The 11,654-nt window shown below is 70.9% G+C and carries 8 protein-coding genes; 5 read left to right on the top strand and 3 right to left on the bottom strand.

Annotated features, from left to right (window positions below; genetic code table 11):
* Nucleotides 1–7 precede the first annotated feature (7 nt).
* The 3 genes from ACFWNN_RS16630 to ilvD all read left to right on the top strand — a co-directional run bounded on the left by ACFWNN_RS16630 (nt 8) and on the right by ilvD (nt 3,706).
* Nucleotides 8–1,177, top strand: coding sequence for an alginate lyase family protein (locus ACFWNN_RS16630; protein ID WP_382440777.1), 1,170 nt, complete (start codon nt 8–10; stop codon nt 1,175–1,177).
* An 89-nt stretch (nt 1,178–1,266) separates the two neighbouring features.
* Entirely contained in the window at nt 1,267–1,845 is a 579-nt protein-coding gene (locus tag ACFWNN_RS16625) for a hypothetical protein (protein ID WP_382440776.1), read from the top strand.
* A 172-nt stretch (nt 1,846–2,017) separates the two neighbouring features.
* Complete coding sequence (ilvD, locus tag ACFWNN_RS16620) at nt 2,018–3,706, top strand: dihydroxy-acid dehydratase (protein ID WP_382440775.1); 1,689 nt, start codon at nt 2,018–2,020, stop codon at nt 3,704–3,706.
* On the opposite strand, the gene ACFWNN_RS16615 is transcribed toward ilvD, so the two are convergent.
* Nucleotides 3,683–4,516: a LysR family transcriptional regulator gene (locus ACFWNN_RS16615; RefSeq protein WP_382440937.1), complete on the bottom strand. Its 834-nt coding sequence runs from the start codon at nt 4,514–4,516 to the stop codon at nt 3,683–3,685. The genes ilvD and ACFWNN_RS16615 overlap by 24 nt on opposite strands.
* A gap of 83 nt (nt 4,517–4,599) precedes the next feature.
* Here ACFWNN_RS16615 and ACFWNN_RS16610 point away from each other — a divergent pair, with 83 nt between their 5' ends.
* Entirely contained in the window at nt 4,600–5,301 is a 702-nt protein-coding gene (locus tag ACFWNN_RS16610; RefSeq protein WP_382440774.1) for an SDR family oxidoreductase, read from the top strand.
* Between the two features lie 126 nt (nt 5,302–5,427).
* On the top strand, nt 5,428–6,195 hold the full coding sequence (locus ACFWNN_RS16605; RefSeq protein WP_382440773.1) for a DUF2382 domain-containing protein: 768 nt from the start codon (nt 5,428–5,430) through the stop codon (nt 6,193–6,195).
* Between the two features lie 54 nt (nt 6,196–6,249).
* Here ACFWNN_RS16605 and ACFWNN_RS16600 read toward each other — a convergent pair whose 3' ends face one another.
* Both ACFWNN_RS16600 and ACFWNN_RS16595 read right to left on the bottom strand, forming a co-directional pair.
* Nucleotides 6,250–10,161 carry a hypothetical protein gene (locus ACFWNN_RS16600; RefSeq protein WP_382440772.1) on the bottom strand — a complete coding sequence of 1,304 codons (3,912 nt, stop codon included), beginning with the start codon at nt 10,159–10,161 and terminating at the stop codon, nt 6,250–6,252.
* Nucleotides 10,158–11,585, bottom strand: a complete 1,428-nt coding sequence (locus ACFWNN_RS16595; RefSeq protein WP_382440771.1) for an esterase/lipase family protein — start codon at nt 11,583–11,585, stop codon at nt 10,158–10,160. Before ACFWNN_RS16595 ends, ACFWNN_RS16600 begins: the two co-directional genes overlap by 4 nt.
* Nucleotides 11,586–11,654: the final 69 nt, after the last annotated feature.

The raw sequence follows: 11,654 nt of genomic DNA, 5'->3' as shown, positions 1-11,654 counted from the left end.
GACGGGCATGGTCACCCGTTCCTGCGCGGTCCTGATCGCACTGCTGGCATCCCTTCTGGTGCCGGTCACCGGCTCGGCTCAGGCCGCGCCGGCGACGTTCGTCCACCCGGGAGTCGTCGTGTCCCGGCCACAGCTGGACTTCATGCGCGCCAAGGTCCAGGCGGGCGCCCAGCCGTGGAAGCTCGCGTACGACCGCATGATGGCGTCGAAGTACGCCGACCTCAACCGCACGCCGAAGCCGCGCGCGGTCGTGGAGTGCGGTCCCGTCAGCAACCCCAACAACGGGTGCACCGACGAACGCGAGGACGCCCTCGCCGCCTACACCCTGTCCCTCGCCTGGTACGTCACCCGTGACGTCAGGTACGCGAACAAGGCGATCCAGATCATGGACGCCTGGTCCAACACCATCCGCGACCACACCAACTCCAACGCCCCGCTGCAGACCGCCTGGTCGGCGAGCAGCTGGCCCAAGGCCGCCGAGATCATCAAGCACGTGTACGGGAACTGGCCCAACAGCGCCAGGTTCGGCACGATGCTGCGCACCGTCTACCTGCCCGAGATCCAGAACGGCCGTGCGAACACCAACGGCAACTGGGAGCTCAGCATGATGGAGGCGTCCATCGGCATCGCCGTGTTCCTGGAGGACAAGGCGGCCTACGACAAGGCCATCGGCATCTTCCGCACGCGCATCCAGGCGTTCATCTACCTCACCACCGACGGCGCACTGCCGAAGACGCCGCCGGGCAGCGGCATCGACACCAGGGCGGAGATCATCTCCTACTGGCACAACCAGTCCACGTTCGTCGACGGGCTCACCCAGGAGACCTGCCGCGACTTCGCCCACACCGCCTACGGCCTGTCCGCGGCCTCGCACCTCGCCGAGACCGCGCACATCCAGGGCCAGGACATCTGGGGCGAGATCAAGGACCGGATGCGGCACGCGTGGGGCCTGCACTCCAAGTACCAGAACGGCGAGCCGATGCCGTCCTGGCTGTGCGGCGGCACGCTGAGCCGTGAGCTCGGGCCCACGCCGGAGGTCAGCTACAACGCGCTGAACACCCGGATGGGCGTCGCGATGGCCAACACGAAGATCTACACCGAGTCCAACCGTCCACATGCGACGGACAACCTGTTCATCGCCTGGGAGACCCTCACCCACGCGGCGAACCCGGCGTGACGCGCCACCGGGTGTAACGGTGCCCGCGAACCTGCCGATCAAGCTGACCGGCAGGTTCGCAGCGCCGTTCACACTCGGGGGAACAAACAGTGGCCGATCGCCTCCAGGTACTCACCGCGATCTACCAGGCGGACCGCGCCGACCGCGGCTCGACGCTCACCGTCAGCCTCGCCACCATGGGCGCCGCGGTCACCTACCTCGTCGGCACCATCGCGTTCTACGACAAGATCGACCTGCTCGGCTGGGCGATCGCGCTGCTGCCGTTCCCGCTCCTGTGCATCGCGGCCTTCCACGCCAACCTGCTCACGGTGGCGGCCCTGCGCGCCCGTTCCATCCTGGCGCTCGAACAGGAGCTCGCCGCGGCGGCGGGAGGCCTCGACTCCGAGAAGATCGGCGTCATCGCCAGCGAGCGCGCCACCAACGTGCACACCGCCCCGAAGGCGCAGAAGTTCGCGACGATCATCGCGTACGGCGGGGTCGGGCTCATCTACCTCGCCTACATCGCGCTCATGCTCGTCAAGGCCGCGAAGCACCTCAACGGCTGGGTCGCGGTGCCGATCACGGTCTACGCGGTGCTGCTCGTGCCGATCGCGCTCGCCTGGCACCGGAGCACGACGCTGCTCGACTTCCGCGCGTCTCAGGATGAGAGCGGCGCCGCTGACGACTAGTCCCTGTCCTGCGAGTTCGTCAGGTGAGAGGCGCGGGCGAGCGACTCGGAGACGGTGCCGCCGCGATGCCCTCATACCGGGCGTATTCGGGCATCGCGGCGGTGCCGCCTCCGAGTCGCTCGGCTGCCACTATCGCCCGACGGACTCGCAGGACAGGGACTAGCGTGCGTTCATGACCGATACACCGGACGTGAAGCCACGCAGCCGCGACGTGACCGACGGCCTGGAGCGCACCGCCGCGCGCGGCATGCTCCGGGCCGTCGGCATGGGTGACGAGGACTGGGAGAAGCCGCAGATCGGCGTCGCCTCGTCGTGGAACGAGATCACCCCGTGCAACCTGCCGCTGGACCGCCTCGCGAAGGCGTCGAAGGACGGCGTGCACGCGGCGGGCGGGTACCCGCTGGAGTTCGGCACGATCTCGGTGTCGGACGGCATCTCGATGGGGCACGAGGGGATGCACTTCTCGCTGGTGTCGCGCGAGGTGATCGCGGACAGCGTCGAGACCGTGATGATGGCCGAGCGGCTGGACGGGTCGGTGCTGCTCGCGGGGTGCGACAAGTCGTTGCCCGGCATGCTGATGGCGGCCGCGCGGCTCGACCTCGCCAGCGTGTTCCTCTACGCCGGGTCGATCCTGCCGGGCCGGGTCACGCTGACCGACGGCACGGAGAAGGAGGTCACGATCATCGACGCCTTCGAGGCCGTCGGTGCGTGCTCCAGGGGCCTGATGAGCCGCGAGGACGTCGACCTGATCGAACGCGCGATCTGTCCCGGCGAGGGCGCGTGCGGTGGCATGTACACGGCCAACACCATGGCCAGCGCGGCCGAGGCGCTCGGCATGTCGTTGCCGGGCAGCGCCGCTCCCCCGGCCACCGACCGCCGTCGCGACGGCTTCGCAAGAAAATCAGGCCAGGCCGTGGTCGAGATGCTGCGCAAGGGCATCACCGCCCGGCAGATCATGACGCGCGAGGCGTTCGAGAACGCCATCGCGGTCGTCATGGCGTTCGGCGGCTCGACCAACGCCGTGCTGCACCTGCTCGCCATCGCGCACGAGGCCGGCGTGGAGCTGAGCCTCGACGACTTCAGCCGCATCGGCGCGCGCGTGCCGCACCTCGCCGACGTGAAGCCGTTCGGGCGGCACGTGATGACCGACGTCGACCGCATCGGCGGCGTGCCCGTGGTGATGAAGGCGTTGCTGGACTCCGGTCTGCTGCACGGCGACTGCCTGACGGTCACCGGCCGCACGGTCGCCGAGAACCTCGCCGACATCGCGCCGCCCGACCCGGACGGCCTGGTGCTGCGCGCGCTGGACAAGCCGATCCACCACACCGGCGGCATCACGATCCTCAAGGGCTCGCTCGCCCCGGAGGGTGCCGTGGTCAAGTCCGCGGGCTTCGACTCGGACGTCTTCACCGGCACCGCGCGGGTGTTCGACCGCGAGCGCGCCGCGATGGACGCCCTGGAGGACGGCACGATCACCGCGGGCGACGTCGTGGTGATCCGCTACGAGGGTCCGAAGGGCGGGCCGGGCATGCGCGAGATGCTCGCGATCACCGCCGCGATCAAGGGCGCGGGCCTCGGCAAGGACGTCCTGCTGCTCACCGACGGCCGGTTCTCCGGTGGCACCACGGGACTCTGCGTCGGGCACGTGGCGCCGGAGGCGGTCGACGGCGGGCCGATCGCGTTCGTGCGCGACGGCGATCAGATCACGCTGAACGTCGCCGACGGCACCCTCGACGTGGACGCCGACCTGGACAGCAGGAAGGACGGCTGGGCCCCGTTGCCTCCCCGCTACGAACGCGGCGTGCTCGCCAAGTACGCCAAGCTCGTCGGCTCGGCCTCACGCGGAGCGGTCTGCGACTAGCTTCTTGGCCGCCAGGACCAGAGCGCCCGCGGGTGCTCCTGGCGGCCAGGCCAGCAGTGTCGTCACGTCCGGGGCGTCCACGACCGGCACCGCGACGTGCTCCGGCCACTGCCAGGCCCGGCTGGACGCGGGGATCACGAGCAGGGTCAGGCCGAGCGCCACGAGCTGGGCGAGCTGCGACTGGGTGCGCACCTCGGGACCGGGGCCGTCCGGGTAGGTGCCGTCGAGGCGCGGCCAGCGGGCGATCGGCAGGCCCGGCACGTCGCTGACCTCGGCGAGCGTGACGCTCTCGCGCGCGGCGAGCGGGTGCGCGGCGGGCACGATCGCGACCTGGCCCTCGACGTGCAGGTCCTCGGTGTCGAACCCGGCGAGGTCGTCGTACGGCCGGTGCATGATCGCCACATCGGCCTGGCCGTCGCGCAGCCGGCGCGCCTGCTCCCCCACCTCGCACAGCAGCACCTCGACCGGGACCTCCACGGCGTCGAGCAACGCCCGCAACAGCTCGTGCGACGCCCCGGCCTTCGTCACGAGCACCAGCGGCCGGTCCGGGTCTCCCGCGCGGCGCGTGCGCTCGACGGCCGCCTCCACGGCGGCGAGCGCCGTCCTGGCCTCCCGCAGCAGCACCCGCCCGGCGTCGGTGAGCGCCGCGCCCCGGCGGTCGCGGTCGAGCAGCCGGACGCCGAGGCGCCGTTCCAGCTGGGTGATCGCCCGCGACAACGGCGGTTGCGCGATGCCGAGCCGTTCCGCCGCACGCCCGAAGTGCAGTTCCTCCGCCACCGCGACGAAATAGCGCAGCTCACGGGTCTCCAGGTCCACGACTCCGACCCTAATACCCGTGAGGTATCAGGGCTTACTGAATCGATCTTGGACAGTCCGCGCCGGACGACCTGACCATGAGAAGCGTGAACACGAAAACCGCGCTGGTCACCGGCGCGAACAAGGGAATCGGCTTCGCCATCGCGGAGAACCTCGGCACGATCGGCTTCCGCGTCGCGGTTGGCGCCCGCGACGACGTCCGCCGCGACCAGGCGGTGGAACGCCTGCGCGCCAAGGGGATCGACGCGTTCGGCGTCGCGCTGGACGTCACGTCCGACGACAGCGTCACCCAGGCCGCCGCCGCGCTCGACCGCCTCGACGTGCTGATCAACAACGCCGGCATCGGCGGCCCGTTCCCCCAGGACCCGACGACGCTCGACCTCGGCGTCGTCCGGACCGTCCTCGACACCAACGTGTTCGGGGTCGTCCGCGTCACCAACGCGGTGCTTCCGTTGCTGCGCAAGGCCGAAGCGCCGCGCATCGTGAACGTGTCGAGCAACATGGGGTCGCTGGCGCTGCGCACCGGCCCGATCATGGCCGCCTACGCGCCGTCGAAGTCGATGCTCAACAGCCTCACCGTGCAGTACGCACGGGCGTTCGCCGAGACGAACGTCATCATCAACGCCTGCTGCCCCGGCTACGTCGCGACCGACTTCACCGGCCACGCCTCGGACCGCACCCCCGAGCAGGGTGCCGCGATCGCGGTCAGGCTCGCCACCCTGCCCGACGACGGCCCGCGCGGCGGTTTCTTCGACGACGCCGGTGACATCCCGTGGTGACGTCACCCGGCCGACTGAATCACCACGAGGCCACGGTCACCCGGTCGTAGGGCACCCGCGGTGAGACGCCGGACGGCGGGTACCTCGCGATGGCAAGCCAGACAGCCAACGCGGAGGGACGGCACGATGATCGACCAGAAGCACGTTGAGGCGCTGTACGACTGCGACGTGATCGACAACCACGGCGAGAAGATCGGGTCGGTCAAGCGGGTCTGGCTGGAGGACGGCACCGGCAGGCCGATGTGGGCCGAGGTCCACACCGGACTGTTCGGCATGAAGGAGAGCTTCGTCCCCATCCAGCAGGGCGAGGTGGCGGGCGGCGGCATCACCGTCCCCGTCTCCAAGCAGCAGGTGAAGGACGCGCCGAGCGTGCACACCTCGGACGACCACATGTCCGACGAGGAGCAGGAGGCGCTCTACCGGCACTACGGGATGATCCCGCAGGCCAAGACCGGCGAGCACGACCGGCTCGACGGCAGGCAGGACCGCAGGCGGGCCACCACGAACCAGGACGCGCGGGCCGAGGACGACGCCGCCGAGGTCACGCTCTCCGAGGAGAAGCTCGACGTCGGCACCCGCAGCGTCGAGACGGGCCGGGTGCGGCTCGTCAAGCACACGGTCACCGAGCAGCGCAACGTCACGGTGCCGGTGACGCACGAGGAGGTCCGGGTCGTCCGCGAGCCCGCGCAGGGCAACGCCGGCAAGGCTTTCACGGACGAGGCGGCGGAGGTCACGCTGCACCGCGAGGAGCCGGTCGTGCAGAAGCGCACCGAGGCGACCGAACGGGTCCGGCTCGAGAAGAACGCCGTCACCGAGCAGCGCGAGGTCAAGGGCGAGGTCCGCAAGGAACGCGTCGAGGTCGAACGCGACGACGAACCGCGCGGGCGCCGCTGACCGAAGGTCCACCGAACCGCCCACCACTTCCGCCGGTGGGCGGTTCGCCCGTGCTCAGGACAGGAAAAGGCCCTTGGCGTGCGCCACGTAGGTCCATGCCATGTCCCGTTCGGGGCCCGACCAGCGCCACCGGCCGATCCACGCGTGCAGCCGGTCCAGGATCGAGACGTGCACGGACTGAACCCTCCGGGGCACCACGAACAGGCTCGTGGCGCGGGAGACCAGCTCCAGGAAGTGGCTGTCGACCGAGCAGTTCGGGCTCAGGCTCTCCTCCCGGCAGAGCCACGTCAGCAGCAGGTCGTCCATCCGCGCCGAGACCGTGCCGTTGGACAGCGAACTGGCCTTGCACAGGTAGCGCAGCAGTCCGTCCACTTCGGACTGCTGGTTGAGGTCGACGGGGTCGGGCGACAGCCCCCACATCACCCGTTCCATCACGTCCAGCAGCGGAACGGCCAGGTGCGGCCAGTGGTTCAGGCCCTTGGCGACCGGGGTCAGGCGCCACCACACGTCCTCGTGGTCGGTGTGGTCCGACGCCCACTCCACGAACTTCTCGGCGACCGGGACGGTGAGCTCGTTCTGCCGGCTGACGTACTTCGACACCAGGTTGGACCCGGCGCCGTTCACCCCGATCCACTCGAGGGACAGCCGGACCACGAGCTCGCGGGTCGCCGCGTCGAGCTTGAGCGGCAGCAACCGGCTGAGGACGTACTCGGCGACCGTGACCGTGCCGTGGTCCTCCAGCCAGCCGAGGGCGCGGCCGACGGCCTGGCGGAGGACGTCCGCCGCGACCCCGGCCGGAAGCGACGCCTGGAACTCGGGCGTGAGGAACGCCTGCACCACCCAGTGCGCCTCGACCGTGCGGCCGTGGACCTCCAGCCACGCCAGCGCGTGCCCGGCCACCGCCTCGGCGACGTCGGGCTCGCGCTCGTGGAACAGCAGCGACCGCAACACCTGCCGCGCGTCGAAGGCGGTTCTTTGCGTTTTCAGCCAGGTCAACGCGAACGCGATCGTCCTCCCGGCGACCTCTCCGGCGAGTTCCTTCTGCAGCAGGCCGTGCAGCACCTGATGGGCTTCCAGGGCGTCCTCGTGGCCCTTCAGCCACGCCAGCGCGAACCCGGCCACCGCCTCGGCGACGTCCGGCTCGATCTCCCGGAACAGCAACGCCTGCAGCACGTGCTGGGCCTCCGCGGAATGCCGGTGAATCCCCAGCCAGGTCAACGCGAACGCCGCCACCTCGCCGACGACACCGGCGCTGAGGTCCCTCGGCAGCAACCGCGAGAGCACGAAGCACGCCTCGCCGAGTTCGCCGTGCTTCTCCAGCCAGTTCAGGCCGTGGACGGCGAGCTGCTCCACGTCGTCGTCGAGCTGCTGCACCAGCAACGCGCTCAGCAGGTACTGCGCCCGGAGGTCGGTGTCGTGGCGCACCAGCCACTTCCTGGTGAACCCGACCACGACCGGGACGGCGTCCTCGCTCAGCCTGCTCCAGGCGATGTTGGTCAGGGGTTGCTGCGCCGCGCGGTCGGCCCCGTGCGTCCCGAGCCACTTCACCGCCACGTCGAACGCGGCCGCGGCCTCGTCGTCGTCCATCTCGCGCAGGTACAACCGCGCGAGGACGGTGTGCACCTCGTGGGCGTTCCAGCGACTCTTCAGGAACCGCACCGCGAAGCCCACCACGGCGTGGGCGTCCGCCCGGTCCAGCTCGCACCCGAGCAGCCGCGCGATCAGGTACTTCGCCCCGAGCATGGTCCCGTAGGTGCGCAGCCAGCTCTGGGCGTGGTCGAGCGTCCTGCGCAGGACGTCGTCGGCGAGCTCGCAGTAGAGCAGCCCGGTGATCACGAACTGCGCTTCCAGCGTGCCGTGGTGCACGTCGAGCCACACCAGCGACTCGGCGACGAGCCGTTCGTCGGTCTTGCCGATCTCCGACCGCAGGCCCTTGTAGAGCAGGTGCCGCGACGAGAGCGACTGCGGGTGGCCGGTCAGCCAGGGATCGACGATCTCGCCCCACCTGCGGAAGACCACGGCGGCCCAGGACGGGCTGTCCAGCACCGAGCCGATCGCGTAGGCGCCGTCGTCGCCGCTCGCCATCACCTCGCCCACCCGGTCCGCCCGGCTGTCCAGCCACGCGACGCAGTGCGCGTCCAGCGCGTCGCCCTTGGCGGCCGGCATGTCCCGGAGGATCCGGCTCAGGTTCATCGCGAAGCGCCCGACCGTCGCGCCGGCGCTCAGGCTCGCGTCCAGCACCCGGTCGGCGACGGCGGTGCGCACCACGGTGCCGAGCGGTTCGAGCAGGATCTCGTCGACCAACTGGTCGGTCACCAGGTCGTGCGCGGGAACCAGCCCCACCGGGCTGTTCACCACCCAGCCCATCGCCTTCAGCTTGGCGACCAGCCGAGGGGCGTTGGCGAGCGTCTGCCCGGAGGCGAGCACCGCGGGTTCCGGCTGAGGTGTCGCGAGCAGCATCGACAGACAGGCCTGCAACGCCTTGCTCGGCTCGGACTCCTCCTCGTCGAGCGGGTCGTCCGGCGGCTTGGGGAGCAGCCGGTCCTCTGCGAGGCGGCGCTTGAGCCAGACGAGCAGCTTCGCGGGCCGGATGCCCTGGAGGGCCTTGTCCAGCTCTCCCAGCCCGTGCAGGCGTTCGATCTCGGAGGCGATGAGCATCGCGATCACCGGCCGGTCGCCGCAGACCCTGCGCATCTTCGGCAGCTTCACCTCGGCGGTGGCGTTCGGTGCGACGCGGGTCAGGATCCGGTCGCGCACCACCGACGTCTGCGCCTCGTCCGGGACCAGTTCGACCATCTCGAAGATCTGGTCGAGCTCCGCCCTGGTCGTGGAGTGCCAGCCGGGACGGCAGGCGGCGATGAAGGCGACCTTCGTGTTGCGCCGCGCGAACTCCCCCACCTCGTCCTTCAGCGCCGTGAGACCGAGGTGTTCGTAGTAGTAGTTGATGTAGTCGAGCACGACCAGGACGCGGTCGGCGCGCTCGGCGAGGATGGCGTTGTGCACGTCCGCGCTCGTCACGGCGGCGTTGCTGTCGGACACGTGCATGACCGCCCAGCCGTCCCGCACGGCCTGCGCGGCGACCTCGAAGCAGGTCCGCGTCTTGCCGACCCCCGCCGCGCCGATCAGGAGGATCCCCGGCAGTCCCGCGTCCTCCTCCAGCCGGTCCAGCAGCTTGCGCGGTGCGGTGACCGCGTGCGGGTCCGTCGGCGGGACGAACGGCAGCTCGCTGTCCAGCAGGTTCCGCCGCAGACCGTCGAGGCTGGTGACCTCCTCGGTGTGCGTCCGGATCTTGCCGGAGCGGCGCGGGGCCGAGACGAACTCGCCCTGCTTGGCGTAGTTCCGGCCGACGTCCAGGGTGATCGAGGCGTGCCACGACGCCGAGCCGAGCAGTGCGGCACCGGCTCGCACGGCCTCCGCGAACGAGGCCCCGCTCGTCAGCTTCGTGACGTCGACCGGCAGGAACGCTCCGCGGCCGTCGGCGTCGTCGCGCAGCTCGCCCGGCCACACCACCGGGGACGTCGTGGTGTCGGGCTGGAACTCGCGGTACTCGGCGGCGCCACCGGTGCCGGGCCAGCTGTCCCCGAGCCACACCACGACGATCGCGTGCGCCGGCCCGCCCGCCTCCGGGTCGAGCACCACGAGCAACGGGTGCGCCCCGACGTCGAGGCAGCCGCCGGCGAAGCTCACCGCGAGGTCGACACAGGTCGCGAGCCGGCCGGACCGCAGCACCTGCTCGGGTTCCCTGATCCGCTGCCAGCCCCCGCCGCTGTCGACGGGCTCGACCGCGTACCGGATCCCGGCTCCGGCGAACGCGTCGTAGAGGGCCTCGACGCGGGCGAGCACGCCGACGCCCGTCCCGTCGCCGCGCGGCGGCACGGTGGGGAGCAGCGCCACGACCACGCCCGCCTCGACGTAGCGCAGCAGCTGGCCGGGGTCCTGCGCCCGGTTCCACATCGGCCTGCTCACGACGAGGCTCCGTCGAAGTCCGCCTCCGCCGCCGGGTCGAGGACGACGACGTCCGCACGGGCGAACACCGACTCCGGCCCGGCGACGCGCTGCGCCTCGAAGTCCAGCCGGTAGCGCCCCGGCCGCAGCGGCGGCAGCGTGGCCGTCCAGGTGCGGCCTCCGCCCCGCATCGGCCCTTCGAACACCGGCTGCGCGGACGCGGGCACGGTCGTCAGCGTCACGTGCACCTCGGCGGCACCGAGGTTCTCCGGCTGCACGACCACACCGATCTCGGACTCCACCCCGGACGGCACGATCTCGTCGACGTCGAGCCCGAGCCACGGCCGCTCCGGCGTGTCACCACCGCGGGTCGGCAGCGCCGCACCCGAGTAGGAGCTCAGCTGTTCGACGATCGCGGCGGCGTTCGCGATCGGCCCGTGGCGGTCGCGCACCGCCCGCCACACGGCCCTGGACTCTCCCAGTTCGCGGGGAATCGCCGACAGCACCGGCACCGTGCCGTCGCCCGCCCAGCCCTCGTTGCCCCGCCACGCCGGGTCGGTCTTCGTGATGGTCAGGCGGCCGTCGGAGCCGCGCACGACCAGGTTGGGGGTGGCGTGCCCGCGGCCGAAGTACGGCACGACGTCGGGACGCCCGTACGGCGGGATGTCGTTCCACCCGGTCGCGATGTCCTCGTGCGTCCTGCGGCCCGCCGCGGCCATCCTGGCGAACCGGTCGGCGTACTTCGACGGCCGGAGCTCAGTCAGTTCGACCTCGCGTCCCGCGCTCTCGTCCCAGACCGCCTCGTACTGCGGGAGAAGCTCGTACATCGACGGCCACTCGCGCAGCACCGACCGTGCTCCGGGGTGCCTGAGCAGTCCGACGCCGGGACCGCGCACCAGCCAGTCGATCGCCTTGGGCGCGCCGCGGTGCGGGGTGCCCAGGGTCAGCAGCGCGCAGCACACCTTCCAACCCTCGAGCGGGCCGATCCAGTACCGCGCCACGAGACCGCCCATCGAGTGGGCGAGCACGATCACCCGGCGTTTGGTCTCATCACCCAGGGCTGCGCGCACCGCACGCGCGAGGTGTTCCGCGGCATCGCTGACCGAACGCCGGAAGTCGTACGGGAACAACAACACGTCGGTGTTCGGCGGCACCGGAGCGCCCTGTTGGTAGGTGTGCGTGACGACGCGGTCGAAGTTGTCCGCGAGCAACCGGTGCAGGGTGTCGTAGCCGTAGATCGTCAGCAGCGATCCGAACGCGCTGAAGGTGCGCACGAGACCCGTCGGCCGCAGTTCGGGAAACCGCCGCAGGTCGACCGCACCCGGCCGGAAGACCAGGCCGGCCAGCGCTGCCGGCTCGGTCTCCCACACGACGGCGTCCGCACCGCTGAGCACGCTTCCGCCGATACCGGGCACTACGACGACGAGGTCCCGAAGTCTTTGCAATGCGCGCGCTCCCCCGTCGATCGCCTCAGATTCGACAGGAACGTCGCGTGATCAGCTACGCGCGTTACT

Source organism: Lentzea sp. NPDC058450 (assembly GCF_042721395.1).
Classification (GTDB): domain Bacteria; phylum Actinomycetota; class Actinomycetes; order Mycobacteriales; family Pseudonocardiaceae; genus Lentzea.
This window is presented reverse-complemented; position numbering and strand designations above follow the sequence as displayed.